This is a genomic window from Sinomonas notoginsengisoli (assembly GCF_021554725.1).
Classification (GTDB): domain Bacteria; phylum Actinomycetota; class Actinomycetes; order Actinomycetales; family Micrococcaceae; genus Sinomonas; species Sinomonas notoginsengisoli.
Genome location: NZ_JAIZDP010000007.1, coordinates 81,740 through 108,104, shown reverse-complemented (window position 1 = coordinate 108,104; position 26,365 = coordinate 81,740). Strand labels below are relative to the sequence as shown.

General features: G+C 68.9%; 25 protein-coding genes and 1 tRNA gene. 14 read left to right on the top strand and 12 right to left on the bottom strand.

What is annotated here, in order from left to right; all coding sequences use genetic code 11:
* Positions 1–2: 2 nt before the first annotated feature.
* Together LF262_RS12515 and LF262_RS12510 are read right to left on the bottom strand one after the other, a co-directional pair.
* Complete coding sequence (locus LF262_RS12515) at positions 3–701, bottom strand: hypothetical protein (RefSeq protein ID WP_235780728.1); 699 nt, start codon at positions 699–701, stop codon at positions 3–5.
* The gene (locus LF262_RS12510) at positions 698–1,450 is read right to left on the bottom strand and encodes a hypothetical protein (protein WP_235780727.1); all 753 of its coding nucleotides are present in this window, start codon (positions 1,448–1,450) and stop codon (positions 698–700) included. The genes LF262_RS12515 and LF262_RS12510 overlap by 4 nt, the downstream gene beginning before the upstream one ends.
* A 185-nt stretch (positions 1,451–1,635) precedes the next feature.
* Between LF262_RS12510 and LF262_RS12505 the strand changes: the two genes are divergently transcribed.
* The 4 genes from LF262_RS12505 (at position 1,636) to LF262_RS12490 (ending at position 6,621) form a co-directional block, all read left to right on the top strand.
* Positions 1,636–3,537 carry an ABC transporter ATP-binding protein gene (locus LF262_RS12505; protein ID WP_235780726.1) on the top strand — a complete coding sequence of 634 codons (1,902 nt, stop codon included), beginning with the start codon at positions 1,636–1,638 and terminating at the stop codon, positions 3,535–3,537.
* A 65-nt stretch (positions 3,538–3,602) separates the two neighbouring features.
* The gene (locus tag LF262_RS12500; protein ID WP_308190533.1) at positions 3,603–4,022 is read left to right on the top strand and encodes an NUDIX hydrolase; all 420 of its coding nucleotides are present in this window, start codon (positions 3,603–3,605) and stop codon (positions 4,020–4,022) included.
* 152 nt (positions 4,023–4,174) lie between these two features.
* Positions 4,175–5,455 carry an alkaline phosphatase family protein gene (locus LF262_RS12495; protein WP_235780725.1) on the top strand — a complete coding sequence of 427 codons (1,281 nt, stop codon included), beginning with the start codon at positions 4,175–4,177 and terminating at the stop codon, positions 5,453–5,455.
* A complete protein-coding gene (locus LF262_RS12490) occupies positions 5,452–6,621 on the top strand; it encodes an alkaline phosphatase family protein (RefSeq protein ID WP_235780724.1) in 1,170 nt (389 codons plus the stop codon). Before LF262_RS12495 ends, LF262_RS12490 begins: the two co-directional genes overlap by 4 nt.
* A gap of 85 nt (positions 6,622–6,706) precedes the next feature.
* Here the strand turns inward: LF262_RS12490 and LF262_RS12485 are convergent, their stop codons facing one another.
* Together LF262_RS12485 and LF262_RS12480 are read right to left on the bottom strand one after the other, a co-directional pair.
* Positions 6,707–7,159 (bottom strand): DUF6314 family protein, encoded by a 453-nt coding sequence (locus LF262_RS12485; RefSeq protein ID WP_235780723.1) that lies wholly within the window; start codon positions 7,157–7,159, stop codon positions 6,707–6,709.
* Positions 7,160–7,172: 13 nt separating this feature from the next.
* Positions 7,173–7,246: transfer RNA gene (locus LF262_RS12480), tRNA-Arg, on the bottom strand.
* Between the two features lie 87 nt (positions 7,247–7,333).
* On the opposite strand from LF262_RS12480, the gene LF262_RS12475 reads away from it, so the two are divergent.
* Positions 7,334–8,188, top strand: a complete 855-nt coding sequence (locus tag LF262_RS12475) for a hypothetical protein (protein WP_235780722.1) — start codon at positions 7,334–7,336, stop codon at positions 8,186–8,188.
* A gap of 25 nt (positions 8,189–8,213) precedes the next feature.
* Here LF262_RS12475 and LF262_RS12470 read toward each other — a convergent pair whose 3' ends face one another.
* Positions 8,214–8,858: a hypothetical protein gene (locus tag LF262_RS12470; RefSeq protein WP_235780721.1), complete on the bottom strand. Its 645-nt coding sequence runs from the start codon at positions 8,856–8,858 to the stop codon at positions 8,214–8,216.
* 76 nt (positions 8,859–8,934) lie between these two features.
* On the opposite strand from LF262_RS12470, the gene LF262_RS12465 reads away from it, so the two are divergent.
* The 7 genes from LF262_RS12465 (at position 8,935) to sucD (ending at position 16,029) form a co-directional block, all read left to right on the top strand.
* Positions 8,935–9,774, top strand: a complete 840-nt coding sequence (locus LF262_RS12465; protein ID WP_235780720.1) for an inositol monophosphatase family protein — start codon at positions 8,935–8,937, stop codon at positions 9,772–9,774.
* Between the two features lie 119 nt (positions 9,775–9,893).
* A complete protein-coding gene (locus tag LF262_RS12460; protein WP_235780719.1) occupies positions 9,894–10,082 on the top strand; it encodes a hypothetical protein in 189 nt (62 codons plus the stop codon).
* A 132-nt stretch (positions 10,083–10,214) separates the two neighbouring features.
* Positions 10,215–10,724, top strand: coding sequence for a DUF892 family protein (locus tag LF262_RS12455; RefSeq protein WP_235780718.1), 510 nt, complete (start codon positions 10,215–10,217; stop codon positions 10,722–10,724).
* A gap of 50 nt (positions 10,725–10,774) precedes the next feature.
* Complete coding sequence (locus tag LF262_RS12450; protein ID WP_235780717.1) at positions 10,775–11,023, top strand: hypothetical protein; 249 nt, start codon at positions 10,775–10,777, stop codon at positions 11,021–11,023.
* Between the two features lie 120 nt (positions 11,024–11,143).
* Positions 11,144–13,684: a DNA helicase PcrA gene (gene pcrA, locus LF262_RS12445; RefSeq protein ID WP_372462776.1), complete on the top strand. Its 2,541-nt coding sequence runs from the start codon at positions 11,144–11,146 to the stop codon at positions 13,682–13,684.
* Positions 13,685–13,902: 218 nt separating this feature from the next.
* A complete protein-coding gene (gene sucC / locus LF262_RS12440) occupies positions 13,903–15,081 on the top strand; it encodes an ADP-forming succinate--CoA ligase subunit beta (RefSeq protein ID WP_235780715.1) in 1,179 nt (392 codons plus the stop codon).
* Positions 15,082–15,093: 12 nt separating this feature from the next.
* Positions 15,094–16,029 (top strand): succinate--CoA ligase subunit alpha, encoded by a 936-nt coding sequence (sucD, locus tag LF262_RS12435; RefSeq protein WP_235780714.1) that lies wholly within the window; start codon positions 15,094–15,096, stop codon positions 16,027–16,029.
* 183 nt (positions 16,030–16,212) lie between these two features.
* Here the strand turns inward: sucD and LF262_RS12430 are convergent, their stop codons facing one another.
* Positions 16,213–17,340 (bottom strand): flavin-containing monooxygenase, encoded by a 1,128-nt coding sequence (locus LF262_RS12430; RefSeq protein ID WP_235780713.1) that lies wholly within the window; start codon positions 17,338–17,340, stop codon positions 16,213–16,215.
* A 136-nt stretch (positions 17,341–17,476) separates the two neighbouring features.
* Positions 17,477–19,159 (bottom strand): LuxR family transcriptional regulator, encoded by a 1,683-nt coding sequence (locus tag LF262_RS17130; protein ID WP_235780712.1) that lies wholly within the window; start codon positions 19,157–19,159, stop codon positions 17,477–17,479.
* Between the two features lie 79 nt (positions 19,160–19,238).
* On the opposite strand from LF262_RS17130, the gene LF262_RS12420 reads away from it, so the two are divergent.
* Positions 19,239–20,312, top strand: coding sequence for a zinc-dependent alcohol dehydrogenase family protein (locus LF262_RS12420; protein WP_235780711.1), 1,074 nt, complete (start codon positions 19,239–19,241; stop codon positions 20,310–20,312).
* Positions 20,309–20,746 carry a nucleoside deaminase gene (locus tag LF262_RS12415; RefSeq protein ID WP_235780710.1) on the top strand — a complete coding sequence of 146 codons (438 nt, stop codon included), beginning with the start codon at positions 20,309–20,311 and terminating at the stop codon, positions 20,744–20,746. The genes LF262_RS12420 and LF262_RS12415 overlap by 4 nt, the downstream gene beginning before the upstream one ends.
* 23 nt (positions 20,747–20,769) lie before the next feature.
* Here LF262_RS12415 and LF262_RS12410 read toward each other — a convergent pair whose 3' ends face one another.
* The 5 genes from LF262_RS12410 to LF262_RS12390 form a co-directional block, all read right to left on the bottom strand.
* Complete coding sequence (locus LF262_RS12410) at positions 20,770–21,555, bottom strand: IclR family transcriptional regulator (protein ID WP_235780709.1); 786 nt, start codon at positions 21,553–21,555, stop codon at positions 20,770–20,772.
* A gap of 123 nt (positions 21,556–21,678) precedes the next feature.
* Positions 21,679–23,043: an MFS transporter gene (locus LF262_RS12405; protein ID WP_235780708.1), complete on the bottom strand. Its 1,365-nt coding sequence runs from the start codon at positions 23,041–23,043 to the stop codon at positions 21,679–21,681.
* Positions 23,044–23,115: 72 nt separating this feature from the next.
* On the bottom strand, positions 23,116–23,973 hold the full coding sequence (locus LF262_RS12400; RefSeq protein WP_235780707.1) for an IclR family transcriptional regulator: 858 nt from the start codon (positions 23,971–23,973) through the stop codon (positions 23,116–23,118).
* Positions 23,974–24,143: 170 nt separating this feature from the next.
* Positions 24,144–25,397 (bottom strand): aminopeptidase P family protein, encoded by a 1,254-nt coding sequence (locus LF262_RS12395; RefSeq protein ID WP_235780706.1) that lies wholly within the window; start codon positions 25,395–25,397, stop codon positions 24,144–24,146.
* 149 nt (positions 25,398–25,546) lie between these two features.
* On the bottom strand, positions 25,547–26,341 hold the full coding sequence (locus LF262_RS12390; protein ID WP_235780705.1) for a creatininase: 795 nt from the start codon (positions 26,339–26,341) through the stop codon (positions 25,547–25,549).
* Positions 26,342–26,365: the final 24 nt, after the last annotated feature.

Below are 26,365 nucleotides of genomic sequence, written 5' to 3'. Positions count from 1 at the left end.
CCCTATGTTTCGCTACGACGGCGGGTAACGACGCTGGCCATCCAGATAGTTGCGAGGCCAGTGAGCAGGAGCAGGAGGGAGCCGTAGTTCATGGTCTGCTTCGCGGCTACCCACTCATCCGGCATGAGCGGGAACAGGTTCGTCAGCGCGAGCAGAACGTAGCCCGCTGCGAGAAGGGCGGCAGCGCTTCGAAGCACGCCTAGGCCGCGCAGCCGGACGGCGCGGACAAGGCACGGGAGGAGCACGAGGCCGGTGAACGTCGGGTAGACGCGGCCCAAGGACGCGTAGGCCTCGAACCAGTGCTCGTCCTCGCCTGCACCGAGTCCCACGCTCGAGGGGACGGCCCCCATGAGCAGGAAGGACACCACCGTCCCCACGCACACGAGCCCGAGGGCCGCGAGTCCCCACGGTCCGAGCAGGATGTGCTGAGCGTCCCGGGCGTTGAAGGCGCGCGCGATCCGCACGGCGAGCAGCAGCGAGATCGCGAACAGGAGGAACCTCAGGACGAGATTGGTGAGGTTGAACCCGCCCAAGGCGGCGTCGATCGCCAGGTACGGGCCCTGGATGCTCAACAGTACTGCTCCCGCGATCAGCGCGAAGAGGCCCAGCATGAGCCGGTTCTGGCCCCTGACGGCGGCAGGGATACGGACTGCTGCGAGCACGAGTGCCAGTCCGAAGGTAATCCAGGCGAGCCAGGTCACCCGAGGTGCTCCCACACGCGCTGCACGGCACGCTCGTCCGAGGTCTGCCGGCGCAGGGCGCGGCCGAGCAGGCTGAGCCGGTCGGCAGCCATGAAGGCCAGCTCGGCGTCCGGCAGGCGCCGCACTGCTCCCTCCCACACCTCGCCGGGCCATCCGGCCTCTTGCGCTGTGACAAGCCCAGTCACCACGAGCCCGTTGCGGAGACCGACGCCGGCCTCGCGCGCAGTGCTGACGGCAAGCTCGGGGCTGAGACGGTTTGCGCGCAGCTGGGCGGAGAAGTTCTGGGGGGCGATCCCCGCGGCGTCGCTCACGCGGTGGCGGAGGTCGCCGTCGTCAATCGCGTCCACCCAGTGCCGCACGTCAGGCTCGCAGGTGGTGCAGTCGAGGCGGTCATGGGGGATGTGCGCCCCGGAGGGGCCTGCGCGAAGCTCGGCGAGCTCGCCGCTGCGCACCAGCAGCTCCGTGAGGAGCCGCGACGTGGAGACCTGGCTCAGCAGTTCTGCGTCGGTGGGTGCGGCGGTGCTTGCAGCGAGGTCCTTGTACGGGGCGAAGCGAGCGAGGCCGACAACCGGATTCTCGCCATAGGCGCGGGCAATCGCCACCACCGTGGCCTCCGTGACCTTCCCGCGAACCATCTGCTGGGCGAGTGTGCTGCGCTTGAGCCCAGAGCGACGGCATACATCCGCCGCGGACCGTCCCGGAGCGAGCTCCTGCAGCCAGTCCCGGAAGACGAGAGCTGAAACCGGCATGGACCCCCCTTGTATGCGCCCGCCGGGACTGTTCCCGCACGTGCCGACGTTCTGCAGATCGATTCTACTGATGGGCAGAGATGAATTTTACGTCCGGCCTGCAGCTGGCCTATGCTGGATTTAGCCCGCCGGCTCGCGCACCCCCCAATCGCGAGTCGGCGGGTCTTTCACGTTCAGGAGAACTCATGAGCAGCATGCAGAGTGCGGCGTGGAGCTCGCTGCACCAGATCTCGCGCGCCCAAGGCGGGAAGAGCCCCTTCAGCCGCGAGACCCTCCGGCGCGTCCTCGACTTCGCTCGGCCGCACCGCGCCCGGCTCGTTGCCTTTGTGCTGGCCTCGATCGTCACGGCCTTCCTTGCGGTCGCGACCCCGGTGCTCGCCGGCCAGGTCGTCGACGCGATCGTGTCCAGCGCATCCGTGTCCACGGTGGTCTGGCTCGCAGCGCTGATTGCGCTGGTCGCGCTCGCCGATGCGGGTTTCGGAATGCTCACGCGGTGGCTCTCGGCGACGATTGGGGAGGGCGTGATCCTCGACCTGCGCCGTGCAGTCTTCGACCATGTGCAGAAGATGCCCATCGCGTTCTTCATGCGCACCCGCACCGGTGCGCTCGTCAGCCGGCTCAACAATGACGTGATCGGGGCTCAGGCCGCGTTTGCCGGGACCCTCTCCGGCGTCGTGAGCAACGCAGTCGCGCTCATCCTCACCGTAGCCGTCATGGCCCAGAAGTCGTGGCTGGTCACTGTCCTGGCCCTCATCCTCCTGCCGGTCTTCCTCGTTCCGGCGCGCCGCATGGGTGCCCGCGTCGCCGACCTGCGCCGCGAGGCCGCCGCGCACAACTCGGCGATGAGCACCCAGATGACGGAGCGCTTCTCCGCCCCTGGCGCGACGCTCATCAAGCTCTTCGGCCGGCCGGACGAGGAGTCGCGCGAGTTCGCCGTGCGCGCCCGGCGCGTGCGGGACATCGGGATCCGCTCCTCAATGCTCTCCTACACCTTCATTACCGCACTGACTCTCGTCTCGGCCCTCGCGCTCGCGCTCGTCTACGGGGTGGGCGGATGGCTCGCGATCGGCGGGCAGCTCGCGGCGGGGGACGTCGTCGTGCTCGCACTGCTCCTCACTCGCCTGTACGCGCCGATCACCAACCTCTCCAATGCGCGGGTGGAGATCATGAGCGCGCTCGTGAGCTTCGAGCGCGTGTTCGAGGTGCTCGACCTCACGCCCCTCATCAGAGAGAAGGACGGCGCGCGACCCCTTCCCGGCGGCCCCGTGGCAGTCGAGTTCGACGACGTGCGGTTCTCCTACCCGAGTGCGGAAAAAGTCTCCCTCGCCTCGCTCGAGGAGGTTGCCGTGCTCGACGCCCGCGGAGGCGAGGAGGTGCTGCACGGGGTCTCATTCCGGGTCCAGCCGGGGCAGACCATTGCGCTCGTGGGGTCTTCCGGGGCTGGGAAGTCGACGATCGCCCAGCTGCTCTCGCGCCTGTACGACGTCGACTCCGGGGCCGTGCGGATCGGCGGAACCGACGTGCGCGACACAACCTTCGCCTCGATGCGCGGCACGGTAGGGATGGTGACCCAGGACGGACACCTGTTCCACGAGAGCATCGCCTCGAACCTGCGCCTCGTGCGGCCGGGGGCCACGGAGGCAGACCTGTGGAAGGTGCTGCGCCGAGCGCGCCTCGAGGACATGGTGCGCTCGCTGCCGGACGGCCTCGAGACTGTGGTGGGGGAGCGCGGCTACCGCCTCTCGGGCGGCGAGCGCCAGCGGCTGACCATTGCGCGGCTCCTGCTCGCGGCGCCGCGGGTGGTGATCCTCGACGAGGCGACGGCCGCTCTGGACTCGACGAACGAGGCCGCCGTCCAGGCCGCCCTGGGGGAGGCACTCGAGGGCCGCACCGCCATTGTGATCGCGCACCGGCTTTCCACGGTCCGGGCGGCCGACCAGATCCTTGTGGTCGAGGGCGGCACGATCGTGGAGCGCGGCACCCATGGCGAACTCCTCGCCGCCGACGGACGCTACGCGGAGCTCTACACGACCCAGTTCTCGGAGCTGACAGCCACTGCGGCCGGATACACGGAGGGCGCCGAGTAGCCCCCTTCGTCGAGGGTTGAGGGGTCATGTCCCAACCCTGACTGGTCACTCGGTAGGCTCGGACAGTGCCCGAACGCATCGTTGTATCCGCTGTCTGCGTGTTCGCGCCGGACGGTCGCCTGCTGACTGTGCGCAAGCGCGGGACCGGGATGTTCATGCATCCCGGCGGGAAGCCCGAGGCGGGCGAGTCCCCGGCGGAGACCGCGAGCCGTGAGCTCTTCGAGGAGACCGGCATTGTGGTGCCTTCCGCGGATCTTGAGCCTCTGGGCTTCTGGCTCGCCCATGCGGCGAACGAGGCGGAAACGGATATCGAGGCGACGGTCTTTGTCGCCCCCGGCACCCACAACCCGGCCGAGGTGCATCCCTCGGCGGAGATCGCCGAGCTCAGGTGGATCGACCCGGCCGCCGACCCAGCGCCTGACCTCGCGCCACTGCTGGCGGATCACATCCTGCCCCTGCTCGCACGCGGCGGGGCAACTCGGTGACCCCCGCGCGGAGAGTGAGCTCGGCGCGGTTGTCAGGGAACTTTCAGAATGTGGCGCCAAGCTGTGGGATCCATGGGAAGTCCGTGAACCGCGATTGAACAGTCGCTGAAGTCGGACAGTCCGCGGCCTACTCGCAGGTAACTTGTTGTGGCGTGACCATCTCCCGCCGCAACTTCCTCTCGGCCGCCACGCTCGGAGCCAGCGCGGCCGCCCTCACGGGCGGCGCCGCGCCGTCGGCCGCCCGGAGCATCGCTCCCTCGGCCCTGCCCAGCAATCCCGCCACGTCGGGGATCGACCACATCGTCGTCGTGATGATGGAGAATCGCTCGTTCGACCACTTCCTCGGCTGGCTTCCGGGTGCGAACGGCAAGCAGGATGGCCTGGCCTTCATCGACCGCTACGGCGTTCCCCACGCCACGCACCACCTGACGGACTACCAAGGCTGTGCGCACCCCGACCCCGACCACTCGCACGAAGGCGGGCTCATCTCCTACAACAACGGCAAGTGCGACGGCTTCCTCCGCGCTGGAGACAACGACGACTTCGCCGCCGGCTACTACAGCGCCTCCGATCTCGCGTTCTTCGCCCAGGCCGCGCCCGGCTGGACCGTGTGCGACAACTACTACGCCGCGGTGATGGCCGAGACGTACCCGAACCGCTTCTATCAGCATGCGGCGCAGACCGACCGCATCCACAACTCGTCGGCGAACGCGACGATACCCACCATTTGGGACCGCCTCGCCGCCGCGGGCGTGAGCGGGAAGTACTACTACTCGGACGTGCCGTTCGTGGCGTTGTGGGGCACCAAATACATGCCGATCTCGGCCCCCTACAGCTCATTCCTCTCCGACTGTGCTGCTGGCACGTTGCCGTCTGTGAGCTTCGTGGACCCGCGGTTCATGGACGAGGGGTCCGGCACCTCCGGGGACGACCACCCGCATGCGGACATCCGCTCCGGGGAGCTGTTCCTCAACGAGATCTACAACGCCGTCACGAAGTCCCCGGTCTGGTCCCGCACCATGCTCGTGGTCAATTTCGACGAATGGGGCGGCTTCTACGACCACGTGGCGCCCACCACCGCCCCAGACCTCAGCCCCACGACGGCGCTGCGCGGCTTCCGTGTCCCGGCCCTGGTCATCTCCCCGTACGCCCGCCGCGGCGCGATTGTGTCCGGCACCTACGACCACACCTCGGTCCTCAAGGCGATCGAGTGGCGTTGGGGCCTCCGGGCCCTCACCCCCCGTGATGCGAACGCCGCCAACATTGCCGAGGTCCTCGACCTCGCCAGCGCGCCGAACCTCAGCGCGCCCACCTACCTCGTCCCGCCGTTCGTCGCCGGACCCGCCTGTACGCCGCTGCCCGGCGGGGATCCGGAGGACGAGTGGCACCCGCTCAAGGCCCGCGCCATCGCGGAAGGATGGAAGCTCTCATGACCCCCCCGGTCCCGCCGCGGAACAGCGGCTTCACCGCCGTCGCACGACGGCGCCCGCTCGCCGTCGTGCTCGCGGCCCTAGCGGTGCTGGCGCTCGCCGCCCTCGCAATCGTGCGCGGCGCGGCAGGCCAGCCGGCCACGGCCGACGACGCGGCGCCGCACTACCTCCCACCGAGTGCGCACGTCTTTGTCATCAACCTCGAGAACAAGGGGTACGACGAGACGTGGGGCCCGGCGTCCAAGGCGCCGTATCTGTCCCAGACGCTGCGCGGCCAGGGCGTCCTGCTCAACACGTACTACGGGACCGGGCACAACTCGCTCGACAACTACATCTCGCAGATCTCCGGCCAGGGCCCGAACGGCCAGACACAGGCTGACTGCCAGAGCTACACGCCGTTCCTCCAGACCGGCACGGCCGCACAGGGCCAGGCCGTGGGGTCCGGGTGCGTCTACCCGGCGGCCGTCCCAACCCTCCCGGACCAGCTCACCGCGGCCGGGAAGACGTGGAAGGGCTACATGGAGGACATGGGCACGCCCTGCCGCCACCCGCAGCTCGGCGCGATCGACGACACGCAGAAAGCCCGGATTGGAGACCAGTACGCGGCCCGGCACAACCCGTTCGTGTACTTCGCGGGCATCACGGGCTCGCCCGCCTGCGCGGCGAACGATGTCGACCTGTCCGCCTTGAGCGGCGACCTTGCCTCGGCCTCGACCACCCCCACGGCCTCGTTCATCACGCCGAACCTGTGCCACGACGGGCACGACTCGCCGTGCGTGGACGGCCAGCCGGGCGGACTGGTGTCCGCGGACGCGTGGCTCAAGCAGTGGGTCCCAGTGATCACGGGTTCGCCCGCGTTCAAGCAGGACGGCGTCCTCGTCATCACGTTCGACGAGTCGGACGGGCCACAGCAGGACGCGAGCGCGTGCTGCGGCGAGGGCCCCGGGCCGAATGCGGCGCTTCCGGGCATCAGCGGCATGGGCGGCGGGCGTGTGGGCGCCCTCGTGGTGTCGCCGTTCACGGCCGGGGGCACCTGGTCCACGACCTCGTACAACCACTACAGCCTGCTCGCGAGCATCGAGGACCTGTACGGCCTTCCGTACCTCGGCTACGCCGGTGCCCCGGGGCTCAACCGGTTCGGGCTGGACGTCTACAACAAGGGCGTCTGACTCTCTCCCTCGCGGGTCTCGTGATAACAGGCCGTCCCGGGCATAACAGGCGCGCGCCACGGCCTGCCATGCCGTTCCCGGCCTGCTATGCGCCGTGGGCGCGTACAACCACTCCCTGGGCCCGGCGCAGGACGCTCTCGAGGAGCAGGTCCTTTGCGGGGCCGCGCACGTCCCATGTGTACTGCAGCTCGTCCGGCCCGACGGCCTCGTAGTGCACTCGGTAGTCGTCAGGGGAGCACCAGTGCGCGCCCTCAGCGGACGCGCCCGTCAGGTCCACAGTGTGGAATGGGCGGCCGTCGGGGAAGAAGACCTCCATGACCCCGGCGGAGGGTCCCGGCTGCCACGTGTACTCACGTGAGGCCGGCCCGCTGTGGTTCCCCCAGCGCACGGTTCCATGCTCGCGCTGGGCGAGCGCGCCGTCGTGCATCGGCTCAAACGTGACACTGCCGGCGAAGCTGCCGCGGACGCCGCTGGCCCGGTCGAGCATGGTGCGCTCCACGGTCCACGTCCCGGCGAGGTACGCGGCCAGGTCAGCCACTGGATATGACAAGTGCCCCCGACCGGAATCGAACCGATGGCCTGCCCTTTAGGAGAGGGCCGCTCTATCCTACTGAGCTACGGGGGCCCGCCCGGGCTGGCCCGGGCACGGACCCAATCATACCGGGTGGCCGGGTTCCGCCGGTCACGCCCGGCGGGTGGCTAGGCTGGGCGCGTGGCATTCGCAGACGCACCGACAGGACGTGTCCGGCACTATCTGGGCGCGTGGTCGGCGGTCAGCCTCCTACAGTTCTTCGTCGCGGAGGCGGCGACGATCGCGGCGTGGCGAGGCCCAACTCCGTACAGCCGCCGGCTGAACTTCATCAGCGACCTCGGCCAGGTGCATTGCGGCACCCATGGCACGCGCGAGATCTGTTCGCCGCTGCATGCGCTCATGAATGTCTCGTTCGGGCTCCAGGGCCTCGGAATGGTCATCGCCGCGCTTCTCATCACGTCCGCAGTGCTGCGTGTCGCCGCCGACGCGCCCGCCGTCCGAGCCGAGGCGAGGCTGTCCCATGCTCTCCTCGCGCGGGCGGAGGAGAGCGCCGTCAGCGGCCGCCCGCGGTTAACGCCGCCCCTGTCCTCCCGCGGTGGGCTCGCCGCGGCGATCAGGTCGGGCCATCCGGCAGTCGCGGTGCCGTGGGCCGCGACGCTCGCGGTGCGCATCCTCCTGGGCCTCGCCGGCGCTGGAGTTGCCACCGTTGGGCTAGTCCCACAGGACTCCAACGAGACCATCCACCTCGTCGGGGCGGGAGCCTACTTCCTGTGCGGCTCAGTGGCCCTGGTGGTTCTGGGAATCCTCTGGATCCGGCGCACGGCGGCCGCGTGGCCGGTGCTGCTGTGCGGCGGGTCCTCGCTCGTCGCGACCCTCGTGGGCGGCGCGCTGGCGCTCCACGTGCCCGAGCCGGGCACGTTCGAGCGCTTCATGGCGTATCCGATCACGGCCGGCATAGCCCTGGCGGGCGGAGTCATCGCCTACCGTTTCGGGGTCCCGGCTCGGCAGGAGCGGGCGTCCAGGGCGCGGGCCTAGAAGGTGAGAGCCTGAGAGGGCGAGGTCAGTCGTCCGAGTCGGCAGGCGTCGTGGTGCTCGGGCGCCTCGCGGTCAGGACAGCGGCTCCGGCACCGATGAGGACGAGGAACAGCAGCGTCCATCCCGCCACGACGAGAACCGAGGCGAGCAGCGCGGAGCCCGCGTCCGCGCCGGGAGCTATAGCGTTGTCCACGGCCACGTTGCCCCACAGGCGTACCACGGCGAACACCGCGATGAGCGCGAACGCGGCCCAGCGCAGTGCCTTCCGCTTGAGCCAGGTGCCGAAGACGAGCAGGAACGTGAAGCCGACCGCGAGCGGGAAGATGGTGCCGGCGGTCTTGTGGACATAGTTCAGCTGGCCGCGTGCGGCGTCGTCGAGGGCGCCCTGGAGCTGGTGCGCGTAGTCCGGGGAGAAGCCGAGGATGAGCGAGTCCGGCATCGCGAGACCGCCTGAGAGCTGGGCCATCTGCGAGAGCACCAGCAGGTGGTAGTACCAGAACATGAACACGCTCGCTGCGAGTCCGGCGATGATGATCAGCCGCGCGTTCCCCTGCGCCTGCTCGGGCGTGCGCCTGGTGGTCGGGTTGGCAGGCGGCCCGGCGTGGGCTGCCGGCGCGACGGCTGCGCGGTCGCCGTGCTTGCGCGCCCGCTGGGCGGGAGTCTTCGACATGCGTCCATTATCCGTCCCCCGGATAGGGGCCTTTGCACAGTGAGGGCCGGTCAGGCTGCGCGGGTAGGCTGGGCACGTGGCTGAGCCCCGTGACCCCCTCCTGGACCTTCCCCACCTCGACCCATCGTTGACCGACGCCGATCTCGCCGCAGCCCTCGTGCGCACGGCGGGCGAACTCGCCCTCGCCATGCGTCGGGCCGGGCTCGAGGCCCAGCGCAAGACCTCCGTGTCCGACATCGTCACGGCCGCGGACAAGGCGGCGGAGGCCTACATCCTGGCTGAGCTGCGCCGCTGCCGGCCCGAGGACGGGGCCTTCGGCGAGGAGGGCACCGACGTGCCCTCGCTGTCCGGGCGGACCTGGGTGATAGACCCTGTGGACGGGACGTACAACTTCTTCTCCGGATCGACCTACTGGTGCTCAGCCCTCGCACTGCGCGGACCCGCCTCCATCTCCGAGTCAGACCCCGACTCCCTCCTCGGTGCGATCTTCCAGCCGCAGGAGGACAAGCTGTGGCTCGGCGGGCGGGAGGTACCTGCCACCCTGAACGGGGTGCCACTGCGGGGTCCGGCAGACGCTGCTCTGGGCGCGCTCGGGGTTGCGACGTCCATCCAGCCGCGCTGGCTCGAACAGCCGTTCTCCGCAATGCCGTGGCACGCCGCGGCCATCCGGTCGGCCTCGCTCCGCATCCTCGGCTCCGGATCATGCGACCTCGGCCGAGTCGCCGAGGGCGAGATCGGCGCCTGGTTCCAGCATTCGTGCCCCCAGTGGGACTGGCTCCCGGGCAAGGCGATCGTCACCGCGGCCGGGGGCAGCACGGCCACGGTGGAGGTCAACGGCCTCACGTGGTTCGCGGCCGGAGGCACGACGGCGGTCCGCGAGATCGTCTCGGCCCTCGCCTCTGCTCAGCTCACCTGAACGGCCGGATGACGCTGCCCCGGGGCCTCGGACGGCCTTGACGCGGGCGGCCTTGACCTCCGTACGGGCCCGGTGATCTGCTGGAGGAACCCTGAACCACCACCGCCAAGGAGGGAACGATGGCCAGCATCGACGGCCAGGATCCGGCCCGCAGCCTTAGCGAAGACGAGGACCCTTCGCTCGACTACTCGGTAGAGCCTGACGAGACGGTATGGGACGAGGAGGACGGCCTGATCGACTCGGAGGAGGTCATTGTCGAGGCCGATCCGGCGGACATTGCCGAGCAGCAGCGCAGCGCCGACGAGTAGCCGACGGGCACGCCCGTTCATTGCCCCGGCAGAGAGCCGGCGGGAGAATTGTCCTAGGACTGGGACGGACGTCGTCGCAGGTGCCACCAGACCTCGCGCCCGCCATTGGCCCGCTGGGAGGGAGGTTCTGCGATGTTCGAGTACTTCTCCGAGGCGCATGAACTGTTCGTGTACCGCCTCGGCATTGCCCGCGGGGCGAGCCGCCGCGCGATCGTGACTCTAGGGGTCCTCGAGCAGGAGTCGCAGCGCCGGGAAGTCGGCGCGCTCATGCTCGATCTCAGCGAGGAGGCGCGCCTGCACGCTGCGGTGCTTGAGGACTGCTTCGCGGAACTCGAGCGGAACGTGGCCGTCCCCCCAGGGCATGCCGCGGAGGGGCTCGACAAGGAGGCACACACAGTTCTCCGCAAGACCGCCGAGGGGATCAAGGACCTTGCTGTCCTGCCGCTGGCGCTCGAGGTCCTCTACGAGGCCATTGCCATGTACGAGCCGCTCACCGTGTATGCCCGGGAATGGATCAGCGGCCATCTGGCCGACCAGCTCGAGCGGTGCCTCGTGGAACAGCTGGCATCCCGGAACCGGGTCCTCGATCTCATGCGCCAGGTCTTCGCGAGCGGTGAGACGGTCCAGACCAGACCTGAATGAACTCTGCATGACGGCGCATCGTTGAACCAGGCACAGGAGGGAGGTGCGCGATGAGCCATCACGAACCACACCAGCGGGAGCCGGGCGAGCATGAGACGAAGCCCGAATCCTTCATGCGGGCCATGGGGCATCTGCGTGCACTGTACGGTCCGGCCAACCGTCGCAGCATGCAGGAGCCTGAACGGCACGGCCACAATCCCGAGGACATCAAGGAGGAGAAGGAACTCTCCGGGATCGAGATCGAGACGGACAGCGAAGGCCACCACTACGGCGTGCGGAGAGCCGGCGACGGCGGCTGACGTCTCGCGTGCGAGCGCGGTCCGGCAGAGGTTCCACGCCGGACCGCGCTCGTGGCTGCGTGTCTGGTGCCGCCACCGCAGAAGTGTCGGGGTCCGGACTACCATGGATGGATCATGGATATGCTCTTCGATCCCTACGCCCACCTGCCCAAGTCCGGCACGCCCGGCAGGGCGGAGGAACCGGATCCCGAAGAGCTCCCGCCCGCCCCCGAGGAGGAGTACGGGGCGCCCGAGGACCTTCCCGAGGGTTGGCTGCCCGCCTCGGATCCGGCGGACGACGCCCGGCGCGAGGCCGAGGCTGAGGCCGCACACCTGCTCGAGGGCCTGAACCAGCAGCAGCTCGAGGCCGTCACCCATACGGGAAGTCCGCTGCTGATCATCGCGGGAGCGGGCTCCGGCAAGACCCGCGTCCTCTCGCACCGCATCGCCTACCTCATCGCCACACGCCGCGCGCACCACGGCGAGATCCTCGCCATCACCTTCACCAACAAAGCCGCGGCCGAGATGCGCGAGCGCATTGAGTCCCTCGTGGGCGAGCGGGCGCAGCGCATGTGGATCTCCACGTTCCACTCCTCGTGCGTGCGGATCCTGCGCAGGGAGGCCAAGTCCGTAGGCCTCAACTCGAACTTCTCGATCTACGACTCGGCCGACTCGCTGCGCCTCATCACGCTCGTGCACAAGGGCCTCGAACTTGACCCCAAGAAGGTGGCTCCGAAGGCCATCCAGCACAAGATCTCCTCGCTCAAGAACGAGCTCATCGACGCCGACGACTTCGCAGCCCGTGCGAACATGAACGACCCGTTCGAGGCCGGCGTCGCCGAGGTCTACAAGGGCTACACGCAGCGCCTGCGCCAGGCGAACGCCATGGACTTCGACGACCTCATCGCCGAAACCGTGTACATGTTCAGGGCCTTCCCGGCGCTGGCCGAAACCTACCGGCGCCGGTTCAGGCACGTCCTCGTGGACGAGTACCAGGACACGAACCATGCCCAGTACTCGCTCGTGCGGGAGATCGTCGGGGCGGGGGAGGACGCCTCCGAACTGACGGTCGTCGGCGACTCGGACCAGTCCATTTACGCGTTCCGCGGTGCGGACCTCCGCAACATCGTGGAGTTCGAGAAGGACTATCCGAACGCGCGGACCATCAAGCTCGAGCAGAATTACCGCTCCACGCAGACCATCCTCTCCGCTGCGAACGCCGTCATCTCAAGGAATCCGAACCGGCCCGAGAAGCGACTCTGGACCGCCGAAGGGTCGGGCGAGAAGATCATCGGGTACGCGGCCGAGAATGAGCACGAGGAAGCGCGGTTCATCGCCAAGGAGATCGACCGGCTCACGGACACCGGCGAGTTCCGTCCTGGCGACGTCGCCGTGTTCTACCGCACCAACGCACAGTCCCGCAGCCTCGAGGAGATCCTCATGCGCGTGGGACTGCCGTACAAGGTTGTGGGCGGCACGCGCTTCTACGAGCGCAAGGAGATCAAGGACGCCCTCGCCTACCTGCGCGTGCTGGTGAACCCGGACGACGACGTCAACCTCCGACGCGTCCTCAACGAGCCCAAGCGGGGGATCGGCGAGCGGGCCGAGGGCACGATCGCCGCCCTGGCCGAGCGGGAGCGGACCTCCTTCATGGCCGCCATGCGACGGGCCGAGGAGGCCCCAGGGATCGCGACGCGCTCCCTGAACTCGGTCACCTCCTTCGTCAAGCTCCTCGACGACCTCGCCGCCGTGGCCGAGGGGTCGGGCGCGGCAGAGGCGCTCGAAGCGGTGCTCGAGCAGACCGGCTATCTCGCGGGCCTGCGCAGCTCGACTGACCCCCAGGATGAGTCGCGCGTCGAGAACCTGGCCGAGCTCGTCGCCGTCGTCCGCGAATACGAGCGGGACAACCCTGAGGGGAGCCTCGAGGAATTCCTCGAGCAGGTCTCCCTCGTCGCCGACGCGGACCAGATCCCCGATGCGCCGGACGGAGCCTCCCAGGCTGAGGTGGACGCGGCGGTCGCCGAGGCGAGGCGGCAGGGCGTCGTGACCCTCATGACCCTGCACACGGCCAAGGGCCTCGAGTTCCCGGTGGTGTTCCTCACGGGCATGGAGCACGGCGTGTTCCCGCATCGGCGCTCCGCGACGGATCCCGAGGAGCTCGCCGAGGAGCGGCGCCTGGCGTACGTGGGGCTCACGCGGGCGCGCAAGCGGCTCTACCTCACGCGCTCGGAGGTACGCAGCCTCTGGGGCCAGAGCGAGTACTACCCCGCGAGCCAGTTCATCGGGGAGGTTCCTGCCGAGCTCATCGACTGGAAGCGGGAGGGTTCCAAGAGGCCTCCCGCTGTGGGCACTGCGGGCAGCGAAGGGAACGGCCGGTACGACCGGCTCGGTGGGCGCTTCGGCGGATCCTCCTGGGGCGCGGGGACGAGCAGGAACACGAGCTTCTCCTCGATTTCCCCGGCCACCTCCACGGCGTCCGCGTCCACGAGGAAGGGCCGAGTGCAACCGCAGAAGGAGGTCATCTCCGTGGCGGTGGGGGATAAGGTCAACCACACGGCGTTCGGCAACGGCACCGTGATCGGGGTCGAGGGTGCCGGGGACAAGACCGTCGCCAAGGTCAGCTTCGACATTGGCGAGAAGCGCCTCCTGCTCAGGTACGCGCCGCTGACCAAGGTCAGCTAGAGCCCTTCTCCTGCGCCGACGTGGGAGCAACGTGGTGCGCGAATTCTACACATGGTAGAGCTGTGCGCTTGGTCACGAAAGTCGGCCCGGTTCAATCCGCAACGCTGTGAGGGACTACAGTTTTCCCTTGGAGCATCAGGCCCGCCGAGGGGAGCTCCCCACGGCACTCTCGTGCGTGCTCCGAGTCAGAACTACTTTCGACGTAGAGGACCTGAACCGTGGACCTGTTTGAATATCAGGCGCGCGATCTGTTCGAGGCGCACGGTGTTCCCGTGCTTGCCGGGATCGTTGCGTACACCCCCGAGGAAGCCAAGGCCGCGGCCGAGAAGATCGGCGGGGTCACCGTCGTCAAGGCTCAGGTGAAGGTCGGCGGCCGCGGCAAGGCCGGCGGCGTGAAGGTCGCCAAGACCGTCGACGAGGCGTTCGAGCACGCGACCAACATCCTCGGCATGGACATCAAGGGCCACACGGTCAAGAAGGTCATGATCGCCGCCGGCGCGGACATCGCCGAGGAGTTCTACTTCTCGGTCCTCCTCGACCGCTCCAACCGCAACTACCTCGCCATGTGCTCCGTAGAGGGCGGCATGGAGATCGAGCAGCTCGCCGTCGAGCGTCCCGAGGCCCTTGCGAAGGTCCCGGTCGATCCGGCCGCGGGCATCGACGCAGGTAAGGCTGCCGAGATCGTCGAGGCTGCCGGGTTCGCCCCGGAGCTGCGCGAGAAGGTCGCGGCAGTCCTGGTCAAGCTGTGGGACGTCTTCAAGGGCGAGGATGCCACACTGGTCGAGGTCAACCCGCTCGTCCGCACCGGTGCCGGGGACATCATCGCCCTCGACGGCAAGGTCTCCCTCGACGAGAACGCTGGCTTCCGCCACGCCGAGCACGAGGAGCTCGCCGATAAGGACTCCGAGGATCCGCTCGAGGCCAAGGCCAAGGCCCTCGACCTGAACTACGTCAAGCTCGACGGCGAGGTCGGCATCATCGGCAACGGCGCTGGCCTCGTGATGTCCACGCTGGACGTCGTGGCGTACGCTGGCGAGAAGCACGGCAACGTCAAGCCCGCCAACTTCCTGGACATCGGCGGCGGCGCCTCGGCCGAGGTCATGGCCAACGGCCTGGGCATCATCCTCGGTGACGAGCAGGTCAAGAGCGTCTTCGTCAACGTCTTCGGCGGCATCACCGCGTGCGACGCCGTCGCGAATGGCATCGTGGGTGCCCTGGACAAGCTCGGCGACTCGGCCAACAAGCCGCTCGTCGTGCGCCTCGACGGGAACAACGTCGACGAGGGCCGCCGCATCCTCCACGAGGCGAACCACCCGCTGGTCACCCTCGCCGAGAACATGGACCAGGGCGCCGACAAGGCCGCCGAGCTGGCGAACTCCTCGAACGCAGTGAAGTAAGGACGAGAGAAAATGTCGATCTTCCTCAATAAGGACAACAAGGTCATCGTCCAGGGCATCACCGGTGGCGAGGGCTCGAAGCACACGGCGCGCATGCTCGCGGCCGGCACCAACATTGTGGGCGGCGTCAACGCCCGCAAGGCGGGCACTACGGTGAGCCACGAGGACCAGCATGGCAACGCCCTCGAGCTCCCGGTCTTCGCCTCGGTCAAGGAGGCAATGGCCGAGACCGGTGCGGACACCACGATCGTGTTCGTCCCGCCGGCCTTCACCAAGGACGCCGTGGTCGAGGCCATCGAGGCCGAGATCGGCCTCGTCGTGGTCATCACCGAGGGCGTGCCAGTCCAGGATTCCGCGGAGTTCTGGGCGCTCGCGCAGTCCAAGAAGGACGCCGAGGGCAACCAGGCCACCCGCATCATTGGCCCGAACTGCCCCGGGATCATCACCCCGGGCGAGTCCCTCGTGGGCATCACCCCGGCCAACATCACCGGCAAGGGCGGCGTGGGCCTCGTGTCCAAGTCGGGGACCCTGACGTACCAGATGATGTACGAGCTGCGTGACCTCGGCTTCTCCACCGCCATCGGCATCGGCGGCGACCCGGTCATCGGCACCACGCACATCGACGCCCTCGCGGCGTTCGAGAAGGACCCGGATACGAAGGCAATCGTCATGATCGGCGAGATCGGCGGCGACGCCGAGGAACGCGCGGCCGAGTTCATCAAGAACAACGTCACCAAGCCGGTCGTCGGCTACGTGGCAGGCTTCACCGCTCCGGAGGGCAAGACCATGGGCCACGCCGGTGCCATCGTCTCCGGCTCCTCCGGCACCGCCCAGGCCAAGAAGGAGGCCCTCGAGGCCGCGGGCGTGAAGGTCGGCAGGACGCCGTCCGAAACCGCCCACCTCCTCCGTTCGGTCTACCCGGTGCACACCCCGGATTCGAACCTCTAACGGGTTCTCTCGAGCACGACGGCGGCCGGTCACCTTCCTCGCGGAGGGTGCCCGGCCGTCGTCGTCATCAGGTCCCCGCGAAGGATTCCGACCACTTCTTGCCCGCGAGACTCTCTCTTTCGCGGCGTGTCCCGGGCGGCACGCGGTGGCAGCGGCCGAAAGACGGTCGGAATCCGGGCCGATTCAACGGGCCGGCGCGCCGACGCGGGAGCGGGCGGCGATCATGTCCGCGACGATTTTCGCGTCCCTCCCGACGCCGCCAACGAGGTGCGAGCTGAAGGCCCTCTGGAACACGAGGCCCACGAAGAAGAGGCCGGGAACGTCGTCGGCCGCCCCGTCCACCTGGGCAGGGAAGCCGTCGGGGCCGATCGTCGCGGCGGGCACGAACGAGTAGTCACCGCGGTACCCCGTGCACCACAGGACGTTGGCGACGTCGAGGACGGTGCCGTCATCGAGTTGCGGCCTCCCGTCGACGACGCCGACCGTGCGCGCCTGGGTCCGATGGACGCCCGCGGCATCGAGATCGGCCCGCTTGGTGCGGACCAGGGGTGCGCTGCCGGACCGGATCTTGGGCCGGACCCTGCGGCCGATGGGGTTCTTGAGCGTGAGGACGTAGGTCGAGATGAGCCAGAACAGCGGCCCGCGGATTCGCTCGTTCAAGGGGATCTCACCCGGGTGGCGGCCGGACAGCCATGTCTCGTGCCCCGTCTGGACAGCCTCCAGGGCAAGGTCCGCCCCGGAGGTCCCGGCCCCGACGACGAGCACCGGGCCGGGGAGGAGCTGTCCCGGGTTGCGGTACTGACTGGAGTGCATCTGCCGGATTCCCGGATCCAGTCGTGCGGCGGCCTCCGGGACCTTCGGCGTCGCGTCGGAGCCCACCGCGATCACGACATTGTCGGCCAGGTACTCGCCGGCAGTGGTCGTGATGCGGAAGCCAGCACCGTCGAGGGCGACCACGGACGTGACGCGGACGCCGGTGAGGATGCGGTCTGCGAGTGGCACAGCGTAGGACTCGAGGTAGTCCCCGAGCTCGCGCGCGCTCGGGAACGCGAACCTCGGACCAGGATACGGCTCGCCGGGGAGACCGTTGGCGATTGCTGGGGTGAAGAGGCGAAGGGAGTCGTAGCGCTCGCGCCACTGTGCTCCGATCCGCTCACTCGCCTCAAGGAGGAGGAACTCGCTGCCAGCTTCGGCGAGCCAGTGCGCCGTCGCGAGGCCGGCCTGGCCGCCCCCGATGATGATCGTCTCAACCGAGCGGGGGTTGTCGTCATGCCGTGGCGGAAGGGGTGTCTGGGGCTGGGTGCTGGTCATACTTCGACGGTACGGTGGCGGTCGGATGGCTTGCATCGGGTGGATGATGCATCCCGCGTGTGGAGGGATGGGTCATTCTGTGCACGTGGTGACCTCGGGTTGCTGGGTGGTGACCTCGCAACATTAAGGGAGGGGCTCAGACGAGACCGTGGCGGTACGCGTAGGCGGTCGCCGCGGCGCGGGAGGCGATGCCCAGCTTGCTGTAGATGTTCGCGAGGTGCCGCGCGACGGTCTTCTCGCTCAGCACGAGCCGGCCGGCGATAGCCCGGTTCGTGAGGCCCTCTGCCACGAGCCGCACGACTTCCGCCTCCCGTTCTGTGAGAGGGACCACGGGCGACGGCGCGACGTCGCCTCCTGCTGCTGCGGCGCCGCGAGCCGGGCTCGCCGGCAGCGCCGCGAGGTCCGGAACGGCTCCGAGTCGCTCGAAGGCGGCGCGGGCGGCGTCGACCTCGAGGGCCGCAGCCTCGTCATCGCCCAAGACCGCATAGCAGCGGCCCAAAACTGCCCTGGCACGGGCCTCCGGGTACGGCATGCCCAGCTCGTGCCACGCCATCGAGGCCTCTCGGAGGCTCGCGACCGCCAGCTGCGCCTCGCCGGCAGCGCAGCGGGCCGTCCCCTCTGCGGTGAGTGCGCGGGCACGCCGGAGGCTGGCGCGGGATCCTGCCAGCCCGGTCGCGCCCGCCAGCTCTGCGAGCTCCCGCGCCCCCACCAAGGCTGCGTCGGAATCGCCGACGGCTGCCATGACATCGACGTAGGCCGGCAGAAACGCCTCCCGCTCCGAGGCTCTGGTCAGCTCGATGGCGAGGCGCCTGGCCGAGAAAACCGCCGTGTCTATGCGGCCTTGGGCGAGGCGGAGCAGCATGAGTCCGGGCTCAGGGCGGTGCCCCGCGGAGTTGGCGATCCGGTAAGCATCCTCTGCCTCTCCGAACCGTCCGGCGAGTCGGTGAACCTCCCCGAGCTGGTAGCTCGCGAATCCGGCGTCGGCGGGCAGCAGCCGGTTGCAGGCAATGAGGGCCTCGTCGAGCGCTCCCGGCCAGTCGCCGTCGAGCACTTTCACCTGCGACCGGTGCACAAGGCATTGGCCCCGGAACGGGACGAGTTCCGTGTTCCGGTCGCACCAAGCGGTCGCGGCAGTGGTCCACTCACGGGCGCGGGCCACGTCATCGGCCCACAGCGAGGCGGAGATCACGGAGCAGTAGGCCACGCCGTTCACGATCGGTGTCTGGACCTCGTTCGATGTCACCGCGGCCATGGCGGCGTCGAGTTCGCCGAGGCCTTCTGAGGCGCTCCCCAACCGGAGGAGGGCCCAACCGGCGCTCAGGTGCGCGAACACCTCGGTGTCGGTGTCCTGGGCCAGCCGGGCGAGCGCAATGGCCTCCCGCGAGAGCTCGAGTGCATGCCTGGTCTCGGACGGATCCGGGGAGGCCAGCGAGCGGTGTCCCATCCCCGAGAGCAGCAGCGCCCGTTCGCCGCCCAGACGGCCGTCCTCGACGATCCCCTCGAGCCGGCGTCCCCACGCCTCCGCGCGGGCGCGGTCCCCGCGGGTGTCATGTGCGAAGGAGAGCCAGAACGCGGCGCGGGCGGCAGCGGCGTCGTCGTGCGTGTCGAGGAAGTCCCGGAAGGCACGGGCGAGCAGGTCGATGCTGCGGTCCTCGCGACCCAGCAGGTACGCGCTGAACGCAGTGAGCATGAGGTCATGGCCCGGCAGGGGCTCGACGGAGTCAGCGCGCTCAAACGCCTCAAGCGCGCGGCTCCAGGCACCGGACTCGTACAGCCGACGTCCGTCGTCGAGGAGCGGCGCGGAGCTGTGTACGGCCACGAGATGAGGATAGACCGGAGTAGGTTGGGACTGAACTACCCGGCCCAAAGAGCCTTCCCTCTGACCTCCAGGAGAACACATGCGCGCCACCATGATCCACGGGACCCGCGACATCCGCGTCGAGGACCGCCCCGACCCGGAGGTCCGTCTCCCCGGCGACGCCGTGGTGCGGGTGACCGCCGCCTGCGTGTGCGGCTCGGACCTGTGGCCCTACAGGGGCGTGCGCGAGACCAAGTCGCCGCATCCGATCGGGCATGAGTTCATGGGCGTTGTCGAGGCGGTCGGCGACGACGTCACGGCGGTCAAGGTCGGCGATCTCGTCGTGGCCCCGTGGGCCATCTCGTGCGGCGAGTGCGCCCCGTGCCGCAACGGGGTGCAGGTGGCCTGCGAGCACCGCGCCGCGTGGGGCGGCACCGATGAGCAAGGCCTGCCCGTGGACGGTGGCCAGGGCGAGCGGGTCCGGGTGCCCCTGGCCAACGGCACACTCGTTGCGGTCCCGGGGGTCACGGACCCGGACGAGGCGCTCACCAAGAGCCTCCTGAGCCTCTCTGACGTGATGGGGACCGGGCACCATGCGGCGCTCGCCGCCCATGTGGGGCCGGGGCAGAGCGTCGTGGTGGTGGGCGACGGCGCCGTGGGCCTCTGCGGGATCCTCGCGGCGAAGCGTCTGGGCGCCGAGCGGATCATCGCGATGTCGCGACACGAGGACCGCGCTGCGATCGCCCGGCAGTTCGGCGCGACGGACGTCGTCTCGGAGCGGGGCAAGGAGGCTGCCAAGGAGGTGCGCGAGATCCTCGGCGGGCTACTTGCGGATTCGGTCCTCGAGTGCGTTGGCACCAAGGAGTCGATGGACCAAGCCGTCGCCTGTGCACGGCCGGGCGGAAGTGTCGGATTCGTGGGCGTGCCCGCTGGTGGGGCCGAGCTGTCGATCGGCACCATGTTCTCCAAGAACATCTCGGTGGGCGGAGGCGCTGCCTCCACGCGCGAGTACCTGCCGGAACTGCTCGAGGACGTCCTCTCCGGCGCCATCAACCCCGGCCTCGTGTTCGATTCGGTCATGCCGCTCGAGGACACTGCCGAGGCGTACCGCGCGATGGATGAGCGTCGGGCGATCAAGGTCATGCTCGTTCCGGCCGGCGCGCAGCAGCGGTGAGCGCACACCCTGGCTTCGAGGCGGCGCTCGCAGCCGCCCGCGCCAGCCTGGCCGAGGGCGGGATCCCCATTGGGGCGGCCCTGGTCCGCGGGGACGAGATGGTTGCCGTCGGGCACAACGAGCGGGTGCAGGCCGGCGACCCGATCGCCCATGGGGAGATGTCCGCGCTGCGCGCGGCGGGGCGGCAGCGCACCTACCGCGACACCGTGCTCTACACGACACTGGCCCCCTGCGCGATGTGCACGGGCACGATTATCCAGTTCAAGATCCCCCGCGTGGTCGTGGGGGAGGCCCGCACGTTCGGCGGTGAGCTCAAGCTGCTGCGCTCCCGGGGCGTCGAGGTGGAGGTGCTTGACGACGAGCGCGCCGTTGCGATGATGGAGGCGTTCATCGGCGCGAATCCGGAGCTCTGGGCTGAGGACATCGCCGAGTGACCCATCGACGCAGGGAGGACCCCTCAGCGTGAGGGGGTTCCGCCGAGGCGGCGGGTGACGTCCGCGGCGGCCTCCGCGCAGGCCGCGCCGAGGGCCGCGAGCTGCGCCTCGGACACCCGGAACCGAGGCGCGGAGACGAGGACTGCCGCGATGGGGTCCCCACGGTGGTCATGTACGGTAGCCGCCACGCCCACCTCGTCGATCGACGTCTCGCCGTAGTTGACCGCGTATCCGCGGTCGGTCGCTTCGGCGAGTCGGACCGCATAGCCGTCCAGACCGGGATCGTCCGTCGCGGGGAGAGATACGGCGCCGCTGGAGACGAGCTCCCGGACCCGCTCGACGGGCAGCGTCGCGAGGAACACTTGGACCGATGCTGAGAGCGCGGTCGCGTAACGCGTGCCGAGCGCAGTGGTGTGTTTGACCTGAGAAGGGCTCGGGACCTGCTCGACGGCGACGGCCTCATGCCCGCTCCACAGAAGGAGGGCGCTCGTCTCCCCGGTTCGCTCGGTGAGCTCGCGCAGAATGGGAAGGGCCACACGGCGCACGTCCAGGTCCGCGAGCAGCGGGCCCGCGATCGCGATGATTCCCAGCCCCAGGCGGTAGCGTCGCGACGCGGGGTCCCGCTCCACGAGCTCCTCCGACTCGAGCGTGGCGAGGATCCGCGACGCGGAACTCTTGTGCATGCCCACGCGGGCAGCGATCTCGGTGACGCCCAGCAGCGGCTCGTCCACGCTGAAGCAGCGCAGCACGGCGATGGCTGTCGAGACGGGGGAGCCCCGCCCCTCGGACGTGTCGCTGCTGTCGCTCATGGACACACCCTATCGGCGCGGCAGGGCAGAACCGTGGCTCACGACAGGAGCGCACGACGACGGCGCCGCACCACAGCTGACAGTGTCAGCCGGGATGCGGCGCCGTGGCGTGCCGGGCACGGGTCAGTGCGAGAGCGGCTTGCGCGAGGTTTCCTTGGCGCACAGGACTGCGATGAGCGAGATGACCGCCGCGGCCACGAGGTACCAGGCGGGGGCGAGCTTGGTGTGCATGAGGCCGATGAGCAGGGTCGCCATGAACGGTGCCGTGCCGCCGAAGACAGCATTGGCGAGGTTGAAGCTGACGGCGAAGCCCGAGTAGCGGATGCGGGTCGGGAACAGCTCGGCGAGGAAGCTTGGCAGGGTTCCGTCGTTGAGGGTCAGCATGGCGCCGAGGAACACCTCGACGAGCAGGATCACCAGGAAGTTCCCGGTGTCCAGGAGTGCGAACGCCGGGACGGTGAGCAGGATGAACGAGACCGACGCCGAGATGAGTACTCGCTTGCGGCCGAACCTGTCCGAAGCGAGGCCAGTCAGGAAGATGAAGCCGATGTACGTCAGCAGCGCGATCGTTGTGGCGAAGAAGGACTCCGTGGCCCCGAAGCCGAGTTCTGTGGAGAGGTACGTGGGCATGTAGGAGAGGATCACGTAGAAGCCGACGGCGTTCAGCAGTACGGCGCCGACAGCGAGCAGGAGCGAGCGCCAGTGGTTGGCGAACATGTCCTTGACGGGGGCGTGGATGACCTCGTCCTCCTTGGCCAGCTCGCGGAACACGGGGGTGTCCTCGAGCTTGGTTCGGATGTACCGGCCGATCAGGCCCATGGGGGCCGCGAGGAGGAACGGCAGGCGCCAGCCCCACTCGGCCATCTGCGAGTCGGACAGGACAATCGAGAGCAGCGCCGCCAGGAGCGAGCCGAGGAGGAGGCCCGCGGCGGTCGAGGCCGGCACGACGGCGGCGTAGAGCCCGCGGCGGTTTGCGGGGGCGTACTCCACGAGGAAGGCCGAGGCACCGGCGTATTCACCTGCAGCCGAGAAGCCCTGGATCACGCGGATCACGAGCAGGGCGAGGGGCGCGCCGATCCCGATGAGGCTGTACGAGGGGATGAGGGCAATGCAGAACGTCGCGCCGCTCATGATGAGGATGGAGAGGGAGAGCGCGGTGCGTCGGCCGAGCCGGTCGCCGATGTGGCCCCATACGAATCCCCCGAGCGGGCGCACGAAGAAGGAGATGGCGAAGACGGCGAACGTCGCCAGGAGTGCGGTCTGCTTGTCCGATTCGGGGAAGAATGCGGCGGCGATCGTTGAGGCGAGGTAGCCGTAGACGGCGTAGTCGAACCACTCGACGAAGTTGCCGATGAAGCTGCCCCAGATGACGCGGCGGCGGGCTTCCTTGCCGATGCCGTGGCCGTGATTGGGGCGGGGCTGGCCGCTCAGCGATGCGTCGACGTCGACGTTCACGGGGGCCGCCTTGGAGGAATGCTCGGTGTTCATGGAATACAAACCACCTGAACTCAGGGTTGCGATTCGCGCAACTCGGTTGCATCAGAATAGGTGTGTCTATCATCACATGGCAAGGGTTTGTGTGCGGGTCCTTCCGTATGAAGAGTTTGTGACTTCCCCGCCGAGCCGGCGCCCAATGGCTTCAGCTGCCTGGGCGCAGGCAGCGCCGAGCGACTCGAGCTGCTCACGTGAGACCCGGAACCGGGGAGCCGAGATGAGCACCGCCCCGACGACTTCGCCACGATGGTCGTGCACCGGCGAGGACACCCCGACTTCCTCGAGGGAGGTCTCGCCGAAGTTCACGGCGTATCCCCGCTCCGCAGCTGCGGCGAGCCGCATCGCCAGGGCGTCCAGGCCGGCGTCGTCCGTGTGTGCGTGCGCGACCGTGCCGTCGACGACCAGCCTGCGCATCCGCGCGGCGGGCAGTGCGCTGAGGAAGACTTGCACAGACGCCGAGAGCGCCGTCCGGTACCGGGTGCCGAGGGCCGTGGTGTGCTTGACGAGGTGAGGGCTCGGGACCTGCTCGACCGAGACTGCCTCATGGCCGCTCCACACGAGCAGCGCGCTCGTCTCGCGGGTACGCTCCGTGAGTTCCCGCAGTACCGGGTGAGCCACTCTCCGTACATCCAGCTCCGCGAGCAGCGGTCCTGCGATGCCGATGACGCCGAGTCCGAGCCGGTACCGCCGCGTCTCGGCGTCCCGCTCGACAAGATGCTCCGCCTCGAGGGTCGCGAGCATCCGGGACACCGAACTCTTGTGGAGCCCGACGCGCGCGGCGATGTCCGTGACGCCCAGGAGCGGCTCGTCCGCGGTGAAGCAACGCAGCACCGCGATCGCGTTGGTGGTGGGGGATGTGCCGCGCCCCTCGGGCTGCTCGCCGTCGTCGTTCTCGAAGGCGTTCTCGCCGGTGCGCTCGAGCACGGTGGTTCCCTTTCGGTGGCGGGGGCGTGGCGTTCTCGTGAGGATCGGACGACGGCGGCGCCGCACCCTGCCTGAGCAGGATGCGGCGCCGCTGTGCTCGCCGGGGCCAGTCCCCGTGACGAGCCCGGCCCCGGAAGAGGGGATCGCCGTCTGGCATGCTGACCCGGGGATCAGGCCTCGACGATGTTGTGCTCCGGGCCGAACCCGAACTTCGTGATGTTCTCGACCGTGTCCTCGCCGATGACGAGGATGTCGTGCTCGCGGTAGCCGCCCGCGCCCGGCTGGCCGTCCGCGACCGTGATCATCGGCTCCATGGAGACGACCATGCCCGGCTCGAGCACGGTGTCGATGTCCTCGCGGAGCTCGAGGCCGGCCTCGCGGCCGTAGTAGTGCGAGAGCACGCCGAACGAGTGGCCGTAGCCGAACGTGCGGTTGGGCAGGAGGCCATAGCCCACGTAGATCTCGTTGAGCTCAGCGGCGATGTCCTTGCAGACCGCACCCGGCTTGATGAGCTCGAGGCCCCGGCGGTGCACCTCCACGTTGATGTTCCACAGGCGCAGGCTCTCCTCGTCGGGCTGGCCCAGGAAGAGGGTGCGCTCGAGGGCCGTGTAGTAGCCGGAGGTCATCGGGAAGCAGTTGAGGGAGAGGATGTCGCCCTTCTCGAGCTTGCGGGTCGTGGCCCAGTTGTGGGCGCCGTCCGTGTTGATGCCGGACTGGAACCAGACCCAGGTGTCGCGGACCTCGCGGTCCGGGAAGGTCTTGGCGATCTCGTGGACCATGGCCTCGGTGCCGATGAGGGCGACCTCGTACTCGGAGATGCCCTCGCGGATGGCGTTGCGGATGGCCTCGCCGCCGAGGTCGCCGATGCGGGCGCCGTGCTTGATGACCTCGATCTCCTCCGCGGACTTGATCATGCGCTGCCGCATGGCGTCCTGGGAGACGTCCAGGAGCTCGGCGCCCGGGAAGGCCGCGGCGATCTTCTCGCGGGTCAGGCCGGGGAGGAAGTCGTCCTCGACGCCGAGGCGGTTGGCCTTGACGCCGCGCTGGCGGAGGGCCTCCTGGAGACCGAAGTAGAAGTTGTCGCGGCGCCAGTCGGTGTAGACGATGTTCTCGCCGTACGAGGTGCGCCACGGCATGCCGGCGTCGATGTTGGCGGTGATGGTGACCGAGTCGTCGGCGGTGACGACCAGGGCGTAGTTGCGGCCGAACGTCGTGTAGAGGAAGTCCGAGTAGTACTTGATGCCGTGGTAGCTGGTGAGGATGACGGCGTCGAGGTCCTTGGCCGCCATGATCTGGCGGAGGCCGGCGAGGCGACGCTCGAACTCGGCATCGGAGAAGGTGAGCTTGCCCTTGCTGCCGTTGTGGAGCACCTTGAGGCGCTCGAGCTCGGCGACGTTGGTGACGGGGTTCAGGTCGACGGACATGGGTCTCCTTCTGGAAGGGGTGGTGTATGCGTGGGTGAAGTGAAGTTTGGAATCCTAGTTGCGTTCAATGCAACTTGGTTGTTTTCAATCTAGCTGTGGTGATCATTACGGTCAAGGGTGACGCATCAACGTTGCGTTCGACGCAACGATTAGCGGCCTGTGGCCGCAGTGAGCGACGCCCCGAGCTCGGCGCCGACCTCCGCCGCGAGGGCTGCAGACGTGCGCTCGAGGAGCAGCTCGCCGGCCTCGCGCGACGCGGCTGCGGCGGACGAGAGGCACCCCGAAGCCGGGGTGAGCTCGGCTCGGACGGGCAGCACGTCGTACCGGGGCAGCTGGGCCGCCGGGAGGTCCATGACGCGGTCCAGACGGACGAGCTCGGGGTGCAGGTGCAGCATGAGGGACGTCTCGAGGACGCCGCCGTGCTCGACGTCCCAGCCGGGGAACGTGCCCTTGTAGATCCTCTCGATGGTGTCCTCGTCTACGAAGTCCCAGTACGAGAGCAGCACGGCCGAGACGTCGTGGCCGCGCATCGCGAGTTCCGCGGTGGCCTGCTCCACGCCCTCGTACAGGAACTGGTAGTTCTCGAAGTGGCCGTTGAGGAACACGAGCCGGCGGGCGCCGTGCCGCGCGAACTCGAGCGTGAGTGTCTTGGCGATCGAGATCAGCGTCGTGCCGTCCAGGCTCGTAGTCCCGCCCAGATAGTTGCCGCCGCCCGAGCGCTGCTGCGACTTGTACCCGTAGACGATTGGCGCCGCCACGAGCCCGCGGAGCGACTCGGCGAGCCGAGCGCTCATGGCCTTGGACAGGATGACGTCCGTGTTGAGGGGGAGGTGCGGTCCGTGCTGCTCGATCGAGCCGACGGGGATGATGACGGGTGCGCCATCCGCGATCGCCTCGCGGTACGTGAACGCATCGATCTCCTCCATGAAGACGCTTCTGGGCATGGTTCCTCCTAAGAAGGGCGTGGG